Here is a 22696-nt window from a genome sequence, read left to right as displayed (position 1 = left end):
ATTAGGAGGTTTATTTTAATATGAAAGAAAAATTATTTGAACGTCTTGTACGCTATGCAAAAATTGATACACAATCTGATGCAGCCAGTACTTCCACACCTTCAACACCTGGCCAATGGGACCTTCTGCATGAATTGCAAAAAGAACTTGCAGACATCGGGCTAGAAGACATTACGCTTGACGATCACGGTTATTTATTTGCAACACTACCCGCCAATACGGAACGTGATGTACCAGTTATTGGTTTCCTTGCGCATGTTGATACTGCAACCGATTATACAGGGAAGAATGTTAACCCAAAACGTATAGATAACTACGACGGCGACGATATACAACTGAATGACAGTACCATAATGGCCGTAGACAATTTCCCTGAACTAAAAAACTATGTTGGCCACACACTTATTACTACAGACGGAACAACACTTCTCGGCGCGGACAATAAAGCTGGTATTGCCGAAATTGTTACTGCGATGGAGTATTTCAAGGAAAACCCTGACTTAAAGCACGGGAAATTGCGTATTGCCTTCACGCCCGACGAAGAAATCGGACGCGGTCCGCATAAATTCGATGTCAACAAGTTTGGTGCGAAGTATGCATATACAATGGATGGTGGACCGCTTGGGGAGCTACAATACGAAAGCTTTAATGCAGCAAGTGCTAGAGTTACTTTCCGCGGAGTTAGTGTTCATCCAGGTTCTGCGAAAGATAAAATGGTCAATTCCATTTTACTGGCCAATCAATTCCAAGCAGCAATGCCTGTGGATGAAATCCCAGAAAAGACGGATGGCTACAAAGGATTTATCCACCTAATGCAATTCAACGGATCTACGGAAGAAACAACGCTTTCGTATATTGTTCGCTATTTCGACCGTGAAACATTCGAAGCGAGAAAAGGGTTAATGATTGAAAAAGCTGACAAGCTAAAGAAGGAATATGGAGAAGATGTGATTTCACTCGAAATTGAAGATCAATACTTCAATATGGGCGAAAAAATTGAACCCGTCATGGAGATTGTCGATATTATGTCTGATGCATTCAAGAATCTCAGCATAACTCCAAATATCGTACCCGTACGCGGCGGGACAGACGGGTCTCAATTGTCCTATATGGGTATGCCGACACCCAATATTTTCACCGGCGGAGAAAACTATCATGGGAAATACGAATATATTTCAGTCGATAACATGGAAAAAGCAACTCAAGTTATTATAGAGGCAGTAAAACTATTTGAAGATCGTGCATAATTAGAGGGGGATGACCTTTGAAAGAAATGTGGATTGGTGTCCTTTCTTCTGTTTTTTTCGCAGTGACTTTCATTTTGAACAGATCGATGGAATTAGAGGGCGGAAGTTGGCTTTGGAGTGCTTCCCTGCGGTATTTCTTTATGGTTCCGTTTTTAATAGCTATCGTGGCTTACCGAAAAGGGCTTGGAGATGTGAAGAAGGAATTTATCCGAAAACCTGCCCCATTCTTCATCTGGAGTGTAACGGCTTTCGTTCTGTTCTACGCCCCCCTTACCTACGCGGCTGCTTACAGTCCAGGATGGCTTCTTGCTGGCACATGGCAATTGACAATTGTGGCTGGCGTCTTGTTAGCCCCGTTGTTCACATTGATTGTGAAAACGAAAAACGGCGAAATGAAAATTAGACAAAGAATCCCACTACTATCACTAGGAATTACACTTGTCATTTTTGCAGGAGTCGTACTGATTCAAATACCGCATGCGCAGAATGTCGAGTTACGTACGCTTTTTCTTGGTATCATTCCCGTCATCATTGCAGCATTTGCTTACCCACTTGGCAACCGGAAAATGATGGCGCTTTTAGGGGGCAGGCTTGACACTTTTCAGCGCGTGCTCGGTATGACACTTATGACGATTCCCGTTTGGATTATTTTTTCCATCTATGCATTATGGACTGTTGGGCCTCCTTCCTTGAGCCAACTTGGTCAGTCTTTTATAGTCGGTGTCAGCTCGGGCGTTATCGCTACTACGTTATTTTTCATGGCTACCGACCGTGTACGAGGTGATCAGGGTAAACTCGCTGCCGTGGAAGCAACACAGTCCACCCAACTCATTTTTGTCATGCTTGGCGAAATGCTGATACTCGGTATCGCACTCCCCGGCACACTTTCTCTCATTGGAATCGCTGTTATTATTGTAGGAATGGCATTACATAGTTTCCAAACAGCACTAGCAAAAAAGAAATTGCCCATCACCAATTAAGGTGTGGGCAATTTCTTCGAGGTGCATATTTTATTACCAAAAACTCTGTCATGCTTTTGATACAGCCGATTAGCGTTCATATTCTCCAATTGTTTCTACCGCTTTTTCTGTTATTGAAGTATCAATCGCTTTATCAAAATCAATTTCACCACGAATGGCACCGTTTGCTTTGTATGCGTCATATTGTTTTTTTATATCATCGATGAACATCTTACCGTCAGGATCGAGACCAGTTACATTTACTTTATCCCATAAAGCGGCATCTTTTAACGCTGTATGCTTCGTCATAATATCTACTATCTCTTCTTTGCCTTCCCCTTTGATAAATGCATCGTTATAATCGCGCACCCCTTTCAAATAGGCCGACATGAATCGCAAAGAAATATCTTCCTCCTCGGCCATGAACTGAGGAGAACCTAACACCATTGCAATTTGGGATTCAGGTGCATAATCGGTCGCATCTCCGAACCGAACGTGGAACCCTTTATCTACACCTTGTGCGATTAGCGGTTCTATATTAATAGCGGCATCGATGGTTCCGCTGTCAATCGCACCGAGCATCGTTCCGAAATCGGCCATGAGTACGAACTCAACATCATCTTGAGTCAAACCTGCGTGCTTAACCATTTCCTCGTAAATGTATCCATCAATCGAGTTGCGAGAAGATACCCCTACTTTTTTTCCTTTTAAATCTTTATACTCTTTGATTACGTCAACCATATGATTACCAATAACGAGCGTGAAATAGGACTTCCCTGGTACGTTATGCCCTTTATCTGCAATAATCTTTACGTCAATGCCTTGCGCAATCGCATTAAAGAATGATGCGGTTGATACACCGCCCGCAATATCCACTTCTCCCGCCGCTAGTGCTGGTAGCATGTCATCGCTGTTTGCAAACTGTGCAAACTCCACTTCGATATTATAGTCTTCAAAATACCCTCGCTCTTTCGCAATGTAGAAACCTGCCCCCGAGGCTGCCCCGTCTTCCGCAATAATAACTTTTGCTCTTTTTTCGAGTGGTGCTAAATCACCGGAAGGATTAACATCAACTGTATCTTCAGGCTTTTGTTCATCTACTACCGGTTTTTCTGTCTCTTTCGGAGAACAAGCACCAACGAGGAGCGCTAACGCTAATAACGATAGCAACCATCCGCTTTTCATCCACTTTGCCATCGAATCTCTCCCTCTCTATTCAACGTCCCGTCTTGACCTTTGCACTTCTTCTTGCAGGTGTTTCCATATCTCTACGAATTGTCCGGCCATTATAGGGTTTTCTCGTATGTCTTCTATTTTTCGAGGACGCGGCATATCGACACTGATTTCTTGAATAATTTTACCCGGCTGCGAACTCATTAATAAGATGCGATCGCTTAACAACAACGCTTCGTCAATACTATGGGTAATGAATAAGATTGTTTTTCCTGTTTCTGACCAAATGGACAGCAACTCTTCTTGTAAGATAAACTTGTTTTGTTCATCCAGTGCAGCAAATGGTTCATCCATCAACAATATTTCTGGATCGTTAGCAAATGCACGCGCAATACTTACTCGTTGTTTCATTCCACCTGACAATTCTTTTGGATATAGGGATGAAAACTTTTCCAGACCCGTTTTTTTCAAATAATAAGCGGTGCGTTCTTTTATGAGTTCTTTCGGTAAATGACGCATTTCTAGACCGAATGCCACATTCTTTTCGACAGTAAGCCACGGAATAATACCCTTTTCCTGGAACACCATCGACTGTAGCGGACGGCCTTCTCCATCTGTAGCAATTGTAAATTCACCGATACTCGGTTTCTCGAGCCCTGCCAATATGCGCAGTAACGTTGACTTTCCGCATCCACTCGGTCCAACGAGGCAGACAAATTCCCCATCTTTGATTGTAAGATTAATGTCGTCCAGTGCTGTTACGCTGCCTTGTTTCTTGTAAAATGCTTTCGTCAGATTCTGAATCACGATTTTTGCTCTTCTGCTCACCTGCTCACCTCCACGGTAACATCTTTTTTTGAATTCCTCGGAGCAATAGAGAGAACAGATAACCAAAAAAGGAAATGAGAATGAGCCCTACATACATTTCTTGTAGTAAAAATGCTTTGTACGATACCCAAATTAGATATCCTATTCCGGATGTTGCCCCCATCATTTCAGCTGCCACAATCGTTAGTAGCGCTATCGCCTGCCCCATCTGAATTCCTTCCAACATGACGGGCATCGCGCCCGGTAAAGCAATTTTCGTAAAAAAGTTCAATTTTCCTGCCCCGTAATTTTTTGCTACATCTAAATAAATAGAGTCGATATTAATAACACCTGCAGCTGTATTGATGACAACAGGAAAAAAAACACTGCCCGCTATTGTTATTACTTTTGATAAATCACCAATTCCGAAAAGAATAATAATTATTGGAAGCAAGGCAAGTGTAGGAATCGGCATCAGGGCCATCACAATCGGCGAGACAAAATGCCTGATTGGCGAATAGAGCCCCATTAGTAATCCAATGATGACACCTGGTATGACGCCCATTAAAAATCCCGCGAAAATCCTATATAATGAAACGCCGATATGACCTAACATTTCACCACTGGAAATCATCCCTAAAAAGGTACTTACAATTGCGGATGGAGGGGGGAAGAAACGGATATCAATCATTCCAGTCCTCGACAAGAATTCCCACATGAGTAGCAGGAACAATGGAGATGCAATCGTCAACATCTGTTTCAACCGTTCTTTCGTTTGCCTTTGTCTCCATTCACGCTGCTCGATTTCAAACGGATCGTATCGGACAGCTTTATTATCTCTCTTCAACGTCACCACCTCTTCATTCAAATAGTATGTATCAGCCTAAAAAAGTGTGTTAGGCGCATGCGAAAAAACGGGTCTATTCAGTGATATTTCAACAAGAAATTCATGACAGTCATCTGACTAATAAACTATCTAGTCGATCGGACACAAATTGTGGGCGGTCAGGCGCGAGTTATGGGCGGTCGCCGCGGGTTATGGGCGGTCGCCGCCGGGTTATGGGCGGTCGCCGCCGGGTTATGGGCGGTCGGCCGCGGGTTATGGGCGGTCGGCCGCGGGTTATGGGCGGTCGGCCGCGGGTTATGGGCGGTCGGCCGCGGGTTATGGGCAGTCCACCACGGGTTTTGGGCGGTCGATAAGGATATATGAGCGGTTGAATTCGAGACAACATAAAAAACCATGGAGTAGGATTCTCCATGGTTTTGGTCACTTCAACTTATTCAAATAATAATCCCGGTCTTCTTTGCGTCAAACAGTAGCTCCTCCCGAAATGCCGGATGGGCGATATCGATGAGTGCTTTTGCACGTGCAGATAACGATTTTCCATACAGACTGGCGATTCCGTATTCTGTAACGATGTTGTCAACGTCGTTTTTCGACGTTGTAACGACAGAACCCGGCGTCAATTGCGGTTTAATGCGCGAAATAGTGTCATTTTTCACTGTCGAATACATGCAGATAAACCCTTTACCATGCTTTGCAAAACGCGCGCCACGAGCAAAATCAGCTTGTCCTCCAGTCGATGAATAATAACGGCCACCAATTGTTTCAGATGCACATTGTCCATAAAAGTCCACTTCCGTCGTCGCATTAATGGAAACGATTCTCTCTTCTTTCGCAATTTCACGTGGATCGTTCACCCTGCTGACCGGTAAAAATTCAACAGCAGGATTTTCATGGAGGAAATCGTACAAACGTTGTGATCCGAAAGCAAATGTCGCTACGATTTTCCCTTTATGTGTAAACTTCTGTGTACCATCGACCGCCCCTTCTTTTACTAGGTCGACGATACCATCTGTCAGCATTTCAGTGTGGATACCAAGATGACGGTGGTTTTTCAACATACCCATAACCGCATTTGGAATTGCGCCGATTCCTATTTGAAGTGAATCCCCATTTTCTATGATGTTTGTTACAAATTCAGCGATTTTTAGATCTTTCTCCCCGACCAAAGGTGACTTCTCTTCGGATAATGGCTGATCATTTTCGATATATCCCGCAACCTGGCTTATATGAATCTGATTTTCACCGTATGTCCGCGGCATATACTTATTCACTTCTAAGACAAACGGGACATGTCCGATGAATTCCGAAATATAGTCTGCCTGCGTTCCTAAAGAGAAATAACCATGTTCATCCATGGGCGATGCAACGGTCAAGACCATCGACATATTTGTGGTTTTCTTCAACATGCGCGGAACTTCATGGAAAACGTTCGGTACTAATTCTATTTTGCCTTCTTGGTAAGCTTTTCGTGTCGCACCGCTTAAGAAGTATGAAACATGTGATAAATGGCCTTTCATTTTACCGTTTATATAATCCCGCTCTCGAAGAGTCAGCATTTGATGAATTTTAACGTCATGTAACTTTGTATGATTCGCTTCCATTATATCCAGCAGACGGTGAGGTTCCCCATTTGCAATCGGAACGATGATATCCGCCTTTTTCCCAATCAACCCTATAAACTTATCTGCATTCAATCGTTTTTCCAATTTGATTTCCACCTCTGTAAGTTTTCAACTAGCAATTAGTATACAACAGACTGAACGCTCACTCAACTTGATGACCTATCACTTTGATGGATATAATGGATGTATGACAAACTTAACTTCGGATCAAATTAGACAACTGAATATGTATAGCATTTACGTAGAAAAACCGGAACAAAACTTATTCACATTGGAAACGCTGCTCGATGAAAAAAAAATGGAGGACGTATTAATTGTAATCCAAGCAGTGAGCGGAAGCCCTAACCGAACTGTAGCAGCGTCGTACTTCATGCGTCGTTTCGGAATGTTCACCGCGATGCAATTTTATAACTTGGCGGCGTACGATGAGGTATGGAATGGAGATAAAAAACATCTTCATTTCGGGGCAAAAGTAGAATACGAAAAACTGTCTGTTAGTATGTTTGCGAATGCGGAAGACTGGCAGGACGTGGACGATGGTGAACGTCGCGTTGTTATTAAACGAATTCTAAAAGATCAGTGTGACGCTGTCATCAGGCAAATCCGAACCATGACATCTGTTTCGCCGCTAACGTTATGGGAAAACATTTTCGGGTTTCTCCTTTGGCAATATCACGTACTGCTCGAAAATCCAGCTACATCCCTGGAAGCGCGTGCTGACCTCAATCTATTGAAAGATGATGCACTTTGGGAAGATATCGCTACACGTTCATTATTCGCGGATTACCTAGGTGGATGCGAACCTTCTGCCCTTTTAAACACTGAAGTCCGCAAGACATGTTGCTTCTCCAAAGATGTTCCAGGACTTATGAAATGTGGTTTTTGCCCGATAAAGTAATTCATAAACACGATTTACCTTGGTAATTCATAGACCAGATTTACCTTGGTAATTCACAAACCAGAATTCCCTTGGTAATTCATTAACCCGATTTGTCTTGGTAATTCACATACCAGACTTTCAGCGAATAAATTGTCCCACTGGCTGCGCCACCATAAAAAAAGCCCATGAAAATCCCGGCGTACAAGTTGCCTGGATGACTAATGAAAATGGATAAAACAAGTCCAGTGATAGTTGTAACTGTTGAAAACCAGGTCTCAGGTATTTTGAAAAGGACTCTCATTAGGATTAAAACTAGCAAAATTACTGGAATTGCCCAAAAAGCATCCCAAACATTCGTATGAATTATCGGAAACTCTTTCAATATGACACCACTCCTTTTTCACATTAGCTTTCCCATCATATTACTGTTTCAGTATAAATTTTAAGGCGAAAGGAAGAGAACCTATATGGAAATTAAAGGTCATACCGTTCTAGGTAAAGTACTTGATAACGAAACTCGCTGCGCCCACTACCATACAGAAGTCGATCGAATTGCTATCAAGTATTATTGCTGCGACACCTATTTTCCTTGCTTTGAATGCCACAAAGAAGACGGGTGTGGCAATCCCGCGGTCTGGCCCGATGATAAATTCATTGAAAAAGCAGTTCTGTGCGGGGCTTGTGGTCATGAACTGACAATTACGGAGTATTTGGAGAGCGGTTCGGTATGCCCTAGTTGTTCAGCTTCGTTTAATCCGAAATGTAGTTTGCACAGAAATCTCTACTTTCAAACTTAACAAGTCTAATTAACCAAAGAGACGTCTCAATCCAGGAATATGAAAAAACGCTAGATCTCACCTAGCGTTTTTTTAGTCAATTATATCATTTTTAGATTCAGGTAATGATTATTGACAATCCATCTTATACTCTGTTGATGAAATAAATCACCTGACTCGAAGATTAATTCGGATTCCGGAAGGATCTTCCGTCATAAATCCACTACCGTCCAATTCCACTTTCATACCTAACGCTTCCACCTTCGTAATAGCTTCATTCAAAACTGTTTCATCCGGATAAACGAGCGTATACGATTGAAGTCCAACACTTCCCGCTTTAGGGCGTGTTACACCTTCGCCATTCCACGTATTCAAGCCGAGATGGTGATGGTATTTCCCATTCGACATAAATAAAGCCTGTGGATAGGTGGTCACGACTTCGAAGCCAAGGGCATTGTAGAAAATTTCCGTTTCAGGCAGATTTGCCACATGCAAATGGACATGCCCCATCAACGTACCGGTAGGGAGCCCCTCCCATGTCTTTCCTGCACTTTCTGCAACAATACTTTCCCCATCGAGCGGGTCCGTACTCATGCCGACCTTTCCATTTTCCCAAGTCCAAACAGCAGGGTCACGATCCGTGTAAATTTCAATTCCATTGCCATCCGGATCTGACAAATAGAGTGCTTCACTCACTAGGTGATCAGCAGCCCCAATCCGTGTACTATTTTGCACGAAATGTTTAATAATCGCTCCGAGATCGGCTCTCTCCGGCAACAAAAGCGCAAAGTGATAAAGTCCAGAGTGATGTGGTTCTTTCGGAGTCACATTCTCCGGTTGTTCGATAATTAGTAGGGGCGTCTTCCCGTCCGCTGTCAATACTACCTTGTTGGATTCTTGTTCAAGTATTTTAAAGCCGATTATCTCTTTGTAAAAACGGACGGATCTGTCCAAGTCCAAGACGTTGAGATACACTTCCCCTGTATACGTAAGCGGTGCTTTATGAAAATTCATTTATATTCCTCCTAAATTCTTTTTATCAGTTACTTACTTTATGTAACTAACTTTATATGTTAGAATGAGAATTGTCAATAAAGGAGCTGGTATTTTATGAACGATTTTGAACTTTGTCCGCGTTTCGAAAAAGCCGTATCTATATTAAGCCAACGCTGGACTGCCCTTATATTGTATCAATTAACAGCAGGACCACAGCGTTTCCGTACAATGACCGACAAACTCAGCGTCAGCGGAAAAACATTATCTCAGCGATTAAAAGACCTGGAACAGCAAAACTATGTTGTTCGTACTGTATACCCGGAAACACCTGTACGAATCGAATATTCATTGACCGAAAAAGGAATGTCTCTTACACCAATTATGAAAGAAATCGAATTATGGTCAAAAACATGGGTTGCTCAAGTGGAAGAAAACGTATAATAGAACAAAACACCTTATCCATATATTCATATTATTCATATTATTAATATTATTCATATTATTCATATTAAATCGAATTTAAACAATAATGATTTAAACCTCCCCCTCACTATTTTATTGTGATAAAATGATGGAATACATAAAAAATGAATGATATTTCCACTATAGTTTCTTTCTAATTTTGAGGGGGAAAATCATGGCTACAGGCTATCAGGGCACGAATAAGATGCTGACAGGAATTGTTTTCGGTGTTATTACTTTTTGGCTTTTCGCACAATCTTTAGTCAATATTGTCCCGGTAATGCAAAACGATTTAGGGATTTCACTGGGCGTACTGAATATCGCAATCAGTTTGACCGCATTGTTTTCAGGTATTTTCGTTGTTGCAGCGGGTGGATTGGCCGATAAATTCGGGCGGAAAAAATTAACCTATATCGGGCTTATTTTAAGCATTATAGGTTCGCTTCTTCTTGTCATAACGAATGGGGCAACATTGTTGATTATCGGACGGATTATCCAGGGTCTGTCTGCTGCTTGTATTATGCCCGCCACGATAGCTTTGGTAAGAACCTATTATGATGGGGCAGATAGACAACGCGCGCTTAGTTATTGGTCCATCGGGTCTTGGGGCGGCTCCGGTATTTGTTCATTTGCCGGGGGAGCTATTGCGACTTCTATGGGTTGGAGATGGATTTTTGTCTTTTCAATCGTTTTCGCTATCCTAGCAATGATTTTGCTCAAAGACACACCCGAAAGTAAAGTGGTACAGAAAGTTCCTTCCCGTTTCGATTATACTGGGTTAGTCGTATTCGTATTGATGATGGTTGCATTAAACGTTGTCATCACACGGGGTGCCGATTTCGGTTGGACAAGTCCACTCATATTAGGTTTAATCGCAGCTACGCTGATTGGCGTGTTGTTCTTTATTAAAATAGAAATGGGCAAATTGAACGCCTTGATTGATTTTAACTTATTTAAAAACAAACCGTATACAGGTGCTACCATCTCCAACTTCTTATTGAATGCGGTAGCAGGAACGCTTGTTGTAGCCAATACATATGTGCAAGTCGGAAGAGGATTCTCGGCGTTTCAATCGGGGATTTTATCCATCGGTTATTTAGTATCCGTCCTCGTTATGATCCGTGTCGGTGAAAAAATATTGCAGAAAACCGGAGCGAAATTGCCAATGGTGGTAGGTTCTATCTTGGCTGCAATCGGTATCGGATTAATGGCATTGACGTTTTTACCAGACATAGCCTATATCATCGTCGTCTTTGTTGGATTCATCCTGTTCGGTATCGGACTCGGATTGTATGCTACGCCATCCACAGATACGGCAGTCTCTAGTGTACCGGAAGATAAGATCGGTTCATCTTCAGGTATTTACAAAATGTCGAGCTCACTTGGTAGTTCCTTCGGTGTTGCCATTTCTGCCTCGGTATATAGCGCGATAACACTTACAGGCAATATTGAAAAGGCGGCATCTATCGGAATCATCACCAACGTCATATTCGCAGTATTGGCACTGATTGCGATTATATTCTTAATCCCAAAATCATCTAATTCAGCCAAACAAGACGCCTCCAAACAGAAAGTCCGGAAAACTGATTATGCGCATCCTGTTAATGAAAATAGTAGAATATAATATAAGCCGATCAATTGTAAGACGAATTAAAGCGCTTCAATCAAAGTGGATGAAAACAGCCTTAAATCACATGTGATTTAAGGCTGTTTTATTCTCCAAATTAACTCTGATGATAAAAACAAAGCTTTCTTATTCTACTGCTTTTGTTTCTTAATACGGATTAGAATTACTATCCCCTCATCTTAGAAAGTTATTCTATTCCAAGTTTGCTCTTCTCCATTATTGAGCGTCCTCTTATTTACAAATCATTTTTGAGGTGTATAATGTGTAGGTGGTCAGATTACTTTTATTATTTCACTGCATTTTTTCAGTATAGTATAAATTAAAGATATTCTTTTCGGTAAACAAGAAAGTTTAAATTTTCCGAATTTACTTTCCAGCATTATAAGATAGTGGGTGGTTAGAGGTATGAAAACAGATCAAGAATTCACTCTTGTCGAACATTTAACGGAGCTGAGGAAGCGGCTCATTATTGTAGTTGCGACTTTTATAGTTTCACTCATAATAGGTTTTGCTATTGCACCAAAAATATTAACTTTCATCAAGATGCAGCCTACAGCCCTTCACGTAGAATGGAACGTTTTCGGCTATACGGATGGGCTAATGATTTATTTAAAATGCGCTTTACTGTTGGCCATTCTGATTACATTGCCCATTGCGTTATACCAGACCTGGTTATTCGTGAAGCCGGGTATGTCCGGGGAAGAATCAAAAGGAGCAGTCATGTTTATTCCGGCCTCTTTTTTCTTGTTTTTGGCGGGCATCAGTTTCAGTTATTTTCTTCTATTCCCTTTAATGTTGAACTTTATGTCAAACATCAACGAATCGATTGGTGCAATAGAAACCTACGGGATGAAACAATATTTTACATTCATGTTTAACTTGATTATTCCAGTGGGTATTGTATTTGAATTACCTGTGGTCGTACTATTTCTGACAAAGTTAGGTATTGTAACACCGGAAAATTTGAGGAAAATGAGAAAGGTTGCTTATTTCCTACTTGTAATAGTCGGTGTTTCTATTTCACCACCTGACTTCATTTCCGATATTCTCATTATTATTCCTTTATTACTGCTATTTGAGATCAGCATCCTTGTGTCTAGCTGGTCACTAAAAAGAAAGCGGGCAAATGAATTGAAGCGTGAGAAGATGTTGAAGGAAGAAGATTAATGTATCTCTATTGGCAGTAATATTATATTGATTTTGGTTACCTTAAGCGTGTATTTGAATAAAGGAGGAGAAAACCATGCCAAACATCGGTGTACCGGGTTTAATTATTATTCTAGTAATTGCTTTAATCATCTTTGGACCATCCAAATTGCCTCAATTAGGAAGAGCTGTAGGACAAACTCTAAAGGAGTTCAAGAGTTCAACAAAAGACATCATGGATGATGTAACAGATGAATTCAAATCAGATGATAAAGAAGTAGCAGAGAAAAAGAAAATTTAATAGATAATTCAAAAGCCGGCATCAGATACGATTTATAATCGTATCTGATGCCGGCTTTTTGAGCGATTAAACTACGTTATATTTATGAAACATACGGATACATCCAAGCACGAGACACCTCAACTCCTGAAAAGTTTACATTTCTCTATACTGTAGATGTTGCCGCCTCTTTAATTTCCTTGCGTCTAGCGTAAATATTTTTGACAATCGCTTTACCAACTGCATATGTCGGAACGGCAACAATGATGCCTAAAAAACCTCCGATATTACCTGCAGCCAGTATTACAGTAATAACCGTAAGCGGATGGAGATCCAGCGATTTCCCCATCACATTCGGCGTTATGAGATTGCTTTCGATTTGCTGGGCAACAAGCATAACGATTGCAGCTAAAATACCAGTCTTCGGATCCTCTAGGAAGCCGATAATAATTGCTGGTACAGCAGATATCCACGGACCAATGAATGGAATTAAATTCATGAACAAGCCGAAAACAGCTAACAGTAAAGCATATTCCAAGCCAATAACCAGATAACCAATGTATAAGAAAATTGCTAAAATAAAACTGATTAACAACTGTCCCTGGATATATGAACGAAGTACCGTATCGATATCGTGTAGGGTTTTTTTAATCCACTCTCGTCTTTTCCCGGAAAAGAAATTATAAATGAACGGTGCAAACTTTTCATGATCTTTCAGCATGAAAATAAAGAAAAATGGAACAAGTACTAGCAAGAACATTGCCTGTAGAAACGACTGTAAAAACTGAACAATCCATTTCCCAAAATTGACCGCAATGGATTGAATCGAATCAGCTGCACTGTCAATAGAATCTTCCAACTGTTTTGGTAAATCATCTTTTTGTTGAAGAAGTGAGTCTTTCATGACGTTGATTTCATTAGTAATTGTAGGTGCATTATCAACCAAGTTATTAATTTGTTTCGTTATCGGAGGACCAATAATCGCTATAAATATCCAAACGACAGCTACGAGTATCGCAAAAATCGAAAGAATGCTTCCCCACCTTGGTACTTTCCTTTTTTCCAGAAACCGTTGGACTGGCTCCATAATATAATAAAGTACGCCGCCTAAAAGCAACGGTATGAAAATGGCTTTTGCAATAATAACCAGCGGTGAAAAAATCCCTTGAATCTCCATAAAGTATTTAATAATAAGCATTGCAAGTAATATTCCAACACCCACTTGGAACCATAGCTTTTTCGTCATATTCCCACTTCCTTTTCATATCACCATTTTGATACACTATTAATTTTAAGTATACGTTGTTTTACGGATGGCGTCGAAGAAAGTTTCAACTCCCCTTAATATGAACAATTCATTCGACACTTTTGATTGGACCATAAACCAGTACCGCGCTCACAACTAAGGTGTTTTTCCGTCCGTAGTCAATTTCACTTTCTTCGAAACTAGCTCAAGTACTTTAAACCCGATAACCTCATCATTAGATTAAATTGAACTTGGTGAAACACATTAAAATATACTTCTCCATTACGCATAATTGGTGTTTTATGAAAGTTTCTTTGGTTTCCCCTCCAAAAAATAGTAACTTAATTACTTTATGTAACTAAATTTATATGTTATAGTAACTTTTATCAACGTATTAAACTTCTGTAGAAAGGAACCGATAAACTATGAGCGAATTTGAACTTTGCCCACGTTTTGAAAAAGCTGTATCTGTGTTGAGTCAACGCTGGACTACTCTTATTTTATATCAATTAATGGCAGGACCGCAGCGTTTTTGTACCATGACCGATAAACTTGGGGTCAGTGGTAAAATATTATCCGAACGGTTAAAAGATCTTGATCAGCAAGGTTTTGTCATCCGAAATGTTTACCCAGAAACACCAGTACGGATTGAATATTCGTTAACTGAAAAAGGAATGTCACTTACACCCATTATGATAGAAATCGAAAAATGGTCCAAAACATGGGTTGCACCCGATTCCATTTCAAATAATACATAAAGCCAATCACACTCAAAAACTGGCTTTATGTATTCATATTTTGGAGAGATTCTTTGTATGTTTTTCTCATCATCACTTCAACAGACTGCCTTTCTCTACAATTAGTCTTGCAGTCCATTTTCATATTGATGTATGCAAAAGCAAGGATATAACAACTTCAACCATTTAATGACAATCGCCCTTCTTATATGTCTCTAAAAAACCCTTAATTTGCTCGGGCGTTTTCAAGTAATGAACAGTCTTCCCTTCCCCCGCATAACGCTGCATCCGCTCTATCATTTTCTTTTTCCGTGCTCCATACGTCGTCACAATAAATTTCAAAAATGCCTTATCTATCTTTTCCTTACACCCTTCCCCCATATCATCCCGAGTTTCCCCATGGAATTGCACCCTCCTCTTCAACACACGATACAAACAGACCCTGAGAGGGAGTTCCAAATAAATAATTGTATCCGCATATGGCTCTCGAATATTGAATGTACCCGAGTAATTACCTTCAACAATCCATTGATCATTTTGAACAACTTGTCGTTGTGCTGCAGAAAACTCTTCAAGCGAAGCTTCCACCCAATCTCGTTTCCAATACATTCGATCTAAATGCGTCACTTCGATTTCAGTCATTTCACCTAGTCGACGCGCAAATGTTGACTTTCCCACGCCAGATGACACCCCGATGACCATGATTTTATTCATTCGGACGCTCCCTTCCACATAATTCTAGAATCATATATATCTATTTCATTTGCAGACTATCTATTTGAATTTGAGAGTATATAAAATTACTCCAATACTTTGTATCTGTTCTATGTACGACCAAAGCATGGAAATAGTTTCAATCCTTCTTTTTATGCGGACAGGATAGGGCTGACTATTGTAACCACAATATTTTATAATACATACGTTAGTAGGGAATCTAAAAAGAGGAGTTGAAAGCGTGCTAGACGATTATATGGATGACCCATTTTACGGGTTGAATTTCCCTCCTGTACAAAGTCCCGAAACAATCGAAGATAAAACTGCCCCAGGGAATAATACTGAAATCCCTTCAAGCGTAAATAGGGAGGATGGACACACTCATAGCTACCTAGGTTCGACCACGTGTAATGATGGTCATATCCATATGCATCCAGGCGTAACCAGTACACCCATTGAGACGGATAAAGGCCATTTTCATCATATGAAGGGAAATACCTCCTTTGAAGACGACCATATCCATCGCTACGAAGCGTATACGAGTCTCCCTATTTTGATGCCGGGTGGTTACCATACGCATTATGTAGAGGTTCGAACAACGGAAGATGATGGGCATATTCATGTCATTAAAGGTTTTACACAACCCTCAAAAAGCTAATCAAAAAACCTTCTTGCAGATATCCTGATTAGTATCCCGCAAATCGGGTATATTATCACGAACACCAAAAACAAGGAGGATGATTTTTCTATGAACAGAATGGCAATGACAGCACTTGGACTCGGCGCTGCATTTTTAATGCGAAACAAAGGTGCCCGGGACAAACTGATGAAACAGGTTGAATCGTTTACAGGTCCATTCTCCATGAAAAATGGTTCGCAGAAGAATTCTTAAAGCGACTGAAAAACCGGTATTCCAATATGGGGTACCGGTTTTTTACATAGGAATACCTCTTCAAACTGGTATATCTTTGTTTAATCTCACTTGAATGGGGAAAACAACACCTCTGATGAGACCCCCTCCCACGAATGCCCCGGTCGCTATTTCGGTCGTCTTCAGGAAATCCCTTCTTGATAGACCTTTTTTATTTTCTGCCATTCTTTATCCTCCTTCAAACTACTTTCCAAATCTATTATGATATCTACAAATAAGCATGCCAGTCCTAACCCATTTTTATACAATACAACTTGCTATACTTGATGGGTTTCATTTTCTATTCCTCCGCACACCGTTATATACTAGTGAAAATGAAGTATGAATGGAGGTATCCGCTTTGAAACACCTTCTTCTATTGTTCTTTTTAATCATTCCGGCGGGTTGCAATCAGGAATTAAATCTAAATCAAAATCATGACCAAACTGAAAAAATTGTAACTCAACTGATTTCACCGTGGTCCGTTGACTATGATGGTGAGAACTTTTTCATTTCTGAGAAAGCAGGAACGATTGTTAAGGCTAGGCAGGACGGAAAATTGATACGTGAGGACGTCCATCTTTCAGCACCTTTATCGAATGCAGCTGAATCCGGTTTACTAGGTTTTGTTTTGGATAAAGGTTTTCAGGAATCCCGTAAGGCTTATGCTTACTACACATATGATTTTGAAGGAGCACCGGTCAATCGAATTGTGACGCTAGAGTATGATGGGAGCTCTTGGTACGAAAACGAAGTCTTATTGGATGGCATAGAGTCCGGACCAGTCCACCATGGTGGCCGTCTCGCATTCTCACCCGACAATGTTTTGTACGCAACGATTGGGGATGGTGCGAATCCTAATTCAGCTCAAAACCCAAAATCATTCAACGGGAAAATCATTCGTCTCACTAAAGAGAATGTTTTTGAAATTGTTAGCTCTGGGCATAGAAATCCTCAAGGGCTCGCGTGGGATGAAAACGGAAAGTTATACGCTTCGGAACATGGTCAATCCGCAAATGACGAATTAAATATCATTGTTGAAGGTAAAAACTATGGGTGGCCGATCATTGAGGGGACAGAATCGGAAGACGGTTTGGAAACGCCATTGCTTACTTCTGGTTCAAATGAAACTTGGGCACCATCTGGCATGGTATTTCATAAGGGATTGCTGTATATTGCAGCCCTTCGTGGAGAAGGTATTCTAGTTCTAGATCCGCATAGCGGTGAAGTAGTTGATAAAATTGAGGGTTTTGGCCGTATCCGAGATGTGTTTTCAGACGGAAAATCGCTTTATTTCATTACAAATAATACCGATGGACGTGGAAAACCTTCAGATGAGGATGATGTTTTATATCGCTTAACGAGTAGTTAGAATTGGTGAATCCAGACAATTTCCTCCTCTCTTTTTCAGTAGACATGCGCTAAATTATGCACAAGCGTCGATTTTTCGTTCTAATAATAAGAGGTCTCTTAAATAAAAAAACCACCAAGTTATCGGTGGTTTTCGAACTACTTTCCATTCAATTTGATTCCCATTCTTTAATTCTCTTTTTCACTTCGGCTTCCAAGTCTGCAATCTGCATTTCGTGGTTCTCCTGGTCAGGCTTCAATTGAAACCAGTTCACATCATTGTCCTTGTAATGTCCTTGGTATTCATTCCCGTCCAAGGTTAACTCGAAATGCAATGTCTCATTTGGTGTATCTCCAAACATTTCCTTACGTATATTAAAATTTTCTATCATTTAGTCCCCTCCAATCCGTTACTATACGATATTATTCACAGGTGAAACTTTTTTAGTCACTGCCTTCCGGTTTGCAGGGGATAGAACACGTTCCAACCAGCCCATTAATAAGTCTGCAATTACCGCCATTAAGGCAGTTGGAATCGCTCCTGCCAAAATGATAGCCGCGCCGTCCGTCACATTCGTGCCTCGGATAATAATGGAGCCGAGTCCTCCGCCGCCTATGAAAGCTCCAATTGTTGCGACTCCGATTGCAATAACAAGTGCAGTCCGTAGGCCCGCCATGATTACCGACATCGAAAGTGGTAGTTCAACCATGAACAGCATTTGTGTCCGTGTCATCCCCATTGCACGACCTGCTTCCAATACGGATTTTTCAACACTTTTAATTCCTGTATAGGTGTTTTTTATGATTGGCAATAAAGAATATAGAAATAAGCCCATCACTACCGTGTTCGGTCCCAGTCCCATCGCCAGCATTAAAACAGCGAGCATTGCGAGGGCCGGGATGGTCTGAATTATATTCGTTATCGATAATACCCATCCACTCAATTTACCATAACGGGCAATTAGGATTCCCACGGGAATTCCTACAATCGCCGCAAACAGGACTCCATAAGCAGACATCAGGAAATGCCTGACAAACTGATCCCATACGTAGGTGCCGTTTATTGTGAAATAGGCCCACAGTTCTTGTAACGTTTCCATTAGCTCACCTCCAGTGACTCAGTTGAAGTAATTGTTTTCAGCCAAGAATTCTTTTGCCACGATAGCAGGTTCTTTTTTGTTGACATCTGCTTCGTAGTTTAGACGTGTCATCGTTTCCCCATCAATTTTACCAGCAAGTTTTTTCAGAATAGTATCGATTTCTGGATGCTTTTCAATGACATCTTTTCGTGTGACGGGCGAGCACTCATACGGCGGGAAAAATTTCTTATCATCTTCTAACGTTTTCAAATCGAAAGCTTTCAGACGCCCATCCGTACTATACGCCAGAACAACGTCCATCTTTCCGCTATTCACCGCTTGATAGACAAGTCCGAGAGACATAGGCAATGCTTCACCAAATTCAAATCCGTATGTCTCGACAAATCCCTGGTAACCATCGCCTTCTCTGTTCAGCCATGAATTGTCTACGCCGAGCGTTAATTCATCAGAGATTTCTTCTATATCCGATACAGTATTAAGTCCTTCTTTTTCAGCGAGGGCATCCGTCACTGTAAGTGCATACGTATTTTGGAAACCATAAGAATCGTACCAAACTTGATCGAAACGCTCATCAAACTCTTTTTGGACTAAAGCCATTGCTTCTTCAGGATCGGATAGTGGCTCTATCTCTAAAACACTTGCCATGTCAGTACCCGTATAGCGTGCCGCCGTAATGTCTACTTGTCCACTGGTCAATGCCTGATGCTGTATAATAGACGTTCCCAAATTCTCCACCATTTCAACATTCAAATCAGTTTCTTTTTCTATCATTAATCGAATTACATGACCTAAAGTCGACGTTTCTGTACTTGTTAGTGTTGCAATACGGATGGTGTTTTCCCCTCCGCCAAGGCCAGGAAGTGAACAGCCCCCTATCAACAAGGTTGTAGCCAAGAGCGGAATTATAAATTTATTAATATTTTTTCTAAACATTGTATTCCCTCCTCAAGAAACCACTTTCCTGCTTTCTTTCAGTCCTTTTGGCGTTGCAAACAATTCAAACCGGCCGAGAAGGAAATCTACTAGAAGTGCAAGTAATGTCACCGGTATCGCACCACCAATTATTAAATCTGTTCGAAATAAATTCAAACCATCAAAGATAAAATCTCCCAGTCCTCCTCCACCGATGAACGAAGCAAGTGTTGCCCAACCGATTAGATAGACCGCTGAAAGCCTTATTCCCGCCATAATAACTGGAATCGCCAGTGGTAGTTCAATATTTAAAGTTCGCTCAAAAGCTGTCATACCCATACCACGACCGGCTTCCACGAGATCCTGATTGACTCCTCTCACACCGATGAATGTGTTTCTAAGAATTGGCAACATCGAATAAAGGAATAAAGCAACAATTGCAGGTACTTTTCCAATTCCAAGAAGCGGTATAAAGAAGGCTAGAATTGCAAGACTCGGGAACGTCTGGATGACGCCAACGACCCCTAGCACAAAACCAGCTACTTTAGGTACTCTGTTTAGCATTATGCCAAGTGGAACTGCGACAATAATACCGAGGGAAAGCGCTATAAATGAAATATAGAGATGTTCCCAAGTCTTTGTTGCAAGCTGACCTCCATACTCAGAGAAAAAATCAATAAGTCCGTTCATTCAAAAACCTCCTTTACACTTGACCTAGTGTTTGTTCTTCTGATTCTCCTTCGCCATCTCCCCAAATGGAATCATAGACGATATCGACTAGGTTTGTTCTTGTAATCAGACCGACCAGATGTCGATTTTCATCGACAACAGCTACATATTTCAAGCCCCGCACAAGAATATTACGTGTCGCTTCTCGAAGAAGCGTATCTTTTTGAACAACGGTCAATTCTGTAGACATGACGTCCCCGACTGACGTTTCCATATTCCTGCCTCTGTCTATCATTTCTACATTCAGCAGTCCTTTTAACACGTTATTTTCATCAACAACGAGGAGTGAGTCGACACGACGTTCACGCATAAGTTGAACCGCCTGCGATAGGGTTCCTCCAGCTTGGATAGATATCGGATTTGAATTCATGATTTGCCCTACAGTCTGGATATGTTGCTGCGCTTGCAGGAGACGATCTTTTCCAATGAAGTCCTCTACAAATTCATTGGCGGGTTCCCTTAATATTTCGTCTGGAGTACCCATCTGAACGATTTTTCCGTCCTTCATAATTACAATTCGATCTGCTAGTTTAATGGCCTCATCCATATCATGTGTGACAAAGATGATTGTTTTCCCAAGTGTTCTTTGAAGATTTTTGAATTCCGCTTGCAACGAATCCCTAGTAATTGGATCGAGCGCACCAAAAGGCTCATCCATTAAAATAAGTGGAGGATCAGCGGCTAATGCACGAAGTACACCAATACGCTGCTGTTGCCCTCCGCTTAGTTCATGTGGATAGCGATCTAGGAATTCCGCCGGCATATTCACTAGCTTAATTAGCTCATCTGCCTTATCATTGCGCTCCTCAATCGACTTTTTCATAAGCCGAGGCACGAGAGCAATATTTTCGCGAATGGTCATATGGGGGAAGAGACCAATCTGTTGGATAACGTATCCAATTGAACGACGTAATTGGACGATGTTCTTTTCCATAATATTTTCTCCGTTAATTAAAATTTTGCCATCTGACGGTTTAACTAACCGATTAATCATTTTCATTGTTGTTGTCTTTCCGCATCCACTAGGCCCAATAAAAACGATAAATTCACCCGCATTAATATGTAAGTTCAAATTATCTACAGCTTTCTTTCCGCCGGCATAGATTTTCGATACATTTTTAAATTCTAGCACTTACTTCGCCCCCTATGGTTAAACTGTTCAATAGGTTATTTATGTACACTTCTTTACAATACCCTCAAATGTAAATACCCTGTTTCATAATTTATTAAACGAAATTCAGTTAATTTCATTACCAATAAATCCTCCTCTTAATAATCTCTATTTAACGCCGATGTATGACACAAAGGCAGGAGGTTTTTGCGATGCTTGGAATTTGGCAATCAACAGGAATGAACGTTATCCGCAATATGAACTTGCAAAACAAACAAGTAATGCAGTCAATGGAACGATTGTCTTCAGGCATGCGCATAAATCGTGCTGCGGATGATCCAGCTGGTACTGCGATTTCTGAGAAAATGCGCGCTCAAATCCGTGGACTGTCTATGGCAGGACGCAATATCCAAGACGGAATTTCACTATTCCAGACAAGCGAAGGGGCTTTAAATGAAACTCATTCCATTCTCCAGCGAATGCGAGAGTTAAGTGTTCAGTCTTCCAACGGAACATTGACTAATTCAGATCGCGAAAACCTTTCTCTTGAATTTGAAGAACTAAAAAATGAAATCACCCGCATATCCAATGATACGGAATTCAACTCACTCCCTCTGCTAGATGGCTCACGTTCTTCATTAAAAATCCAAGCCGGGGCTAATGGCCGGCAGTCGATTGAATTTTATATCGATAATATGAGTGCTACTTCAATAGGGTTGAAGAACGTGTCAATTATAGACTCCGCGAAATCCAATAATGCCATCGATGCACTTGATAATGCCATTAAAATCGTCTCGTCTGAACGTTCTCGAATGGGTTCCTATACCAACCGACTTGAACACGCTTATAATAATACACTAGTTATGGAAGAAAGCTTAACTGCCGCCGAATCTCGCATACGTGATATAGATTTCGCAAAAGAAATGATGGCACTAACGAAAGCGAATATCCTGCTACAAGCAGGTCAATATGTCCTTTCAATGCATATGCAACAGGCCCAATCCGTACTTCTGCTCCTAAAACAATGAAAAAGGTAATCCTGTGTGTCCACTTTCGACATACATG

The 22696-nt window shown here is 41.0% G+C and carries 27 protein-coding genes; 13 read left to right on the top strand and 14 right to left on the bottom strand.

Features of this window, described 5'->3' with window-relative positions; all coding sequences use genetic code 11:
- Positions 1-20 precede the first annotated feature (20 nt).
- Positions 21-1247, top strand: a complete 1227-nt coding sequence (gene pepT, locus AC25Y6_RS07965) for a peptidase T (RefSeq protein WP_488142626.1) — start codon at positions 21-23, stop codon at positions 1245-1247.
- Positions 1248-1264: 17 nt separating this feature from the next.
- Positions 1265-2227 (top strand): DMT family transporter, encoded by a 963-nt coding sequence (locus AC25Y6_RS07960; RefSeq protein ID WP_488142625.1) that lies wholly within the window; start codon positions 1265-1267, stop codon positions 2225-2227.
- A gap of 69 nt (positions 2228-2296) precedes the next feature.
- Here AC25Y6_RS07960 and AC25Y6_RS07955 read toward each other — a convergent pair whose 3' ends face one another.
- The 4 genes from AC25Y6_RS07955 to AC25Y6_RS07940 form a co-directional block, all read right to left on the bottom strand.
- Positions 2297-3403: an ABC transporter substrate-binding protein gene (locus tag AC25Y6_RS07955; protein ID WP_488142624.1), complete on the bottom strand. Its 1107-nt coding sequence runs from the start codon at positions 3401-3403 to the stop codon at positions 2297-2299.
- A gap of 15 nt (positions 3404-3418) precedes the next feature.
- On the bottom strand, positions 3419-4207 hold the full coding sequence (locus AC25Y6_RS07950; RefSeq protein WP_488142623.1) for an ABC transporter ATP-binding protein: 789 nt from the start codon (positions 4205-4207) through the stop codon (positions 3419-3421).
- A 4-nt stretch (positions 4208-4211) separates the two neighbouring features.
- A complete protein-coding gene (locus tag AC25Y6_RS07945; RefSeq protein WP_482101411.1) occupies positions 4212-4940 on the bottom strand; it encodes an ABC transporter permease in 729 nt (242 codons plus the stop codon).
- Between the two features lie 527 nt (positions 4941-5467).
- A complete protein-coding gene (locus tag AC25Y6_RS07940) occupies positions 5468-6739 on the bottom strand; it encodes an acetyl-CoA hydrolase/transferase family protein (RefSeq protein WP_488142622.1) in 1272 nt (423 codons plus the stop codon).
- Positions 6740-6842: 103 nt separating this feature from the next.
- Here AC25Y6_RS07940 and AC25Y6_RS07935 point away from each other — a divergent pair, with 103 nt between their 5' ends.
- Positions 6843-7553, top strand: a complete 711-nt coding sequence (locus AC25Y6_RS07935) for a hypothetical protein (protein WP_488142621.1) — start codon at positions 6843-6845, stop codon at positions 7551-7553.
- Between the two features lie 82 nt (positions 7554-7635).
- Here the strand turns inward: AC25Y6_RS07935 and AC25Y6_RS07930 are convergent, their stop codons facing one another.
- Positions 7636-7917, bottom strand: a complete 282-nt coding sequence (locus AC25Y6_RS07930) for a hypothetical protein (protein ID WP_488142620.1) — start codon at positions 7915-7917, stop codon at positions 7636-7638.
- An 85-nt stretch (positions 7918-8002) separates the two neighbouring features.
- On the opposite strand from AC25Y6_RS07930, the gene AC25Y6_RS07925 reads away from it, so the two are divergent.
- The gene (locus tag AC25Y6_RS07925) at positions 8003-8332 is read left to right on the top strand and encodes a CHY zinc finger protein (RefSeq protein WP_488142619.1); all 330 of its coding nucleotides are present in this window, start codon (positions 8003-8005) and stop codon (positions 8330-8332) included.
- A gap of 147 nt (positions 8333-8479) precedes the next feature.
- On the opposite strand, the gene AC25Y6_RS07920 is transcribed toward AC25Y6_RS07925, so the two are convergent.
- Entirely contained in the window at positions 8480-9325 is an 846-nt protein-coding gene (locus AC25Y6_RS07920; RefSeq protein ID WP_488142618.1) for a VOC family protein, read from the bottom strand.
- 96 nt (positions 9326-9421) lie between these two features.
- On the opposite strand from AC25Y6_RS07920, the gene AC25Y6_RS07915 reads away from it, so the two are divergent.
- The 4 genes from AC25Y6_RS07915 (at position 9422) to tatA (ending at position 12843) form a co-directional block, all read left to right on the top strand.
- The gene (locus AC25Y6_RS07915) at positions 9422-9748 is read left to right on the top strand and encodes a winged helix-turn-helix transcriptional regulator (RefSeq protein ID WP_488142617.1); all 327 of its coding nucleotides are present in this window, start codon (positions 9422-9424) and stop codon (positions 9746-9748) included.
- A gap of 196 nt (positions 9749-9944) precedes the next feature.
- Positions 9945-11393, top strand: a complete 1449-nt coding sequence (locus AC25Y6_RS07910; protein WP_488142616.1) for an MFS transporter — start codon at positions 9945-9947, stop codon at positions 11391-11393.
- 408 nt (positions 11394-11801) lie between these two features.
- Positions 11802-12563 (top strand): twin-arginine translocase subunit TatC, encoded by a 762-nt coding sequence (gene tatC, locus AC25Y6_RS07905; protein ID WP_482105955.1) that lies wholly within the window; start codon positions 11802-11804, stop codon positions 12561-12563.
- Positions 12564-12639: 76 nt separating this feature from the next.
- Positions 12640-12843, top strand: coding sequence for a twin-arginine translocase TatA/TatE family subunit (gene tatA, locus AC25Y6_RS07900; RefSeq protein ID WP_488142615.1), 204 nt, complete (start codon positions 12640-12642; stop codon positions 12841-12843).
- Between the two features lie 145 nt (positions 12844-12988).
- Here tatA and AC25Y6_RS07895 read toward each other — a convergent pair whose 3' ends face one another.
- Entirely contained in the window at positions 12989-14068 is a 1080-nt protein-coding gene (locus AC25Y6_RS07895; RefSeq protein WP_488142614.1) for an AI-2E family transporter, read from the bottom strand.
- Positions 14069-14493: 425 nt separating this feature from the next.
- On the opposite strand from AC25Y6_RS07895, the gene AC25Y6_RS07890 reads away from it, so the two are divergent.
- Positions 14494-14826 (top strand): winged helix-turn-helix transcriptional regulator, encoded by a 333-nt coding sequence (locus AC25Y6_RS07890; protein ID WP_488142613.1) that lies wholly within the window; start codon positions 14494-14496, stop codon positions 14824-14826.
- Positions 14827-14991: 165 nt separating this feature from the next.
- Here the strand turns inward: AC25Y6_RS07890 and AC25Y6_RS07885 are convergent, their stop codons facing one another.
- Positions 14992-15519, bottom strand: a complete 528-nt coding sequence (locus AC25Y6_RS07885; RefSeq protein WP_488142612.1) for a P-loop NTPase family protein — start codon at positions 15517-15519, stop codon at positions 14992-14994.
- 241 nt (positions 15520-15760) lie between these two features.
- Between AC25Y6_RS07885 and AC25Y6_RS07880 the strand changes: the two genes are divergently transcribed.
- Positions 15761-16177, top strand: coding sequence for a YmaF family protein (locus tag AC25Y6_RS07880; protein ID WP_488142611.1), 417 nt, complete (start codon positions 15761-15763; stop codon positions 16175-16177).
- 90 nt (positions 16178-16267) lie between these two features.
- A complete protein-coding gene (locus AC25Y6_RS07875; RefSeq protein ID WP_488142610.1) occupies positions 16268-16411 on the top strand; it encodes a hypothetical protein in 144 nt (47 codons plus the stop codon).
- A gap of 60 nt (positions 16412-16471) precedes the next feature.
- Here the strand turns inward: AC25Y6_RS07875 and AC25Y6_RS07870 are convergent, their stop codons facing one another.
- Positions 16472-16615: a twin-arginine translocation signal domain-containing protein gene (locus tag AC25Y6_RS07870; RefSeq protein WP_488142609.1), complete on the bottom strand. Its 144-nt coding sequence runs from the start codon at positions 16613-16615 to the stop codon at positions 16472-16474.
- A gap of 175 nt (positions 16616-16790) precedes the next feature.
- Between AC25Y6_RS07870 and AC25Y6_RS07865 the strand changes: the two genes are divergently transcribed.
- Positions 16791-17801 (top strand): PQQ-dependent sugar dehydrogenase, encoded by a 1011-nt coding sequence (locus AC25Y6_RS07865; RefSeq protein WP_488142608.1) that lies wholly within the window; start codon positions 16791-16793, stop codon positions 17799-17801.
- A gap of 148 nt (positions 17802-17949) precedes the next feature.
- On the opposite strand, the gene AC25Y6_RS07860 is transcribed toward AC25Y6_RS07865, so the two are convergent.
- From AC25Y6_RS07860 to AC25Y6_RS07840, 5 genes are read right to left on the bottom strand one after another with little or no spacing between them, the layout of a single operon-like run.
- Entirely contained in the window at positions 17950-18171 is a 222-nt protein-coding gene (locus AC25Y6_RS07860; RefSeq protein ID WP_488142607.1) for a hypothetical protein, read from the bottom strand.
- 21 nt (positions 18172-18192) lie between these two features.
- Positions 18193-18879, bottom strand: a complete 687-nt coding sequence (locus AC25Y6_RS07855) for an ABC transporter permease (RefSeq protein WP_488142606.1) — start codon at positions 18877-18879, stop codon at positions 18193-18195.
- Positions 18880-18897: 18 nt separating this feature from the next.
- Positions 18898-19812: an osmoprotectant ABC transporter substrate-binding protein gene (locus tag AC25Y6_RS07850; protein ID WP_488142605.1), complete on the bottom strand. Its 915-nt coding sequence runs from the start codon at positions 19810-19812 to the stop codon at positions 18898-18900.
- A gap of 12 nt (positions 19813-19824) precedes the next feature.
- Positions 19825-20481: an ABC transporter permease gene (locus AC25Y6_RS07845; RefSeq protein ID WP_482105946.1), complete on the bottom strand. Its 657-nt coding sequence runs from the start codon at positions 20479-20481 to the stop codon at positions 19825-19827.
- Between the two features lie 13 nt (positions 20482-20494).
- Positions 20495-21652, bottom strand: a complete 1158-nt coding sequence (locus AC25Y6_RS07840) for a betaine/proline/choline family ABC transporter ATP-binding protein (protein ID WP_488142604.1) — start codon at positions 21650-21652, stop codon at positions 20495-20497.
- 191 nt (positions 21653-21843) lie between these two features.
- Between AC25Y6_RS07840 and AC25Y6_RS07835 the strand changes: the two genes are divergently transcribed.
- Positions 21844-22659, top strand: a complete 816-nt coding sequence (locus AC25Y6_RS07835; RefSeq protein ID WP_488142603.1) for a flagellin N-terminal helical domain-containing protein — start codon at positions 21844-21846, stop codon at positions 22657-22659.
- Positions 22660-22696: the final 37 nt, after the last annotated feature.

This window comes from Sporosarcina sp. Y1004 (assembly GCF_057669665.1).
The sequence above is the reverse complement of the archived record's forward strand: the minus strand, read 5'-3'. Positions and strand labels throughout refer to the sequence as shown.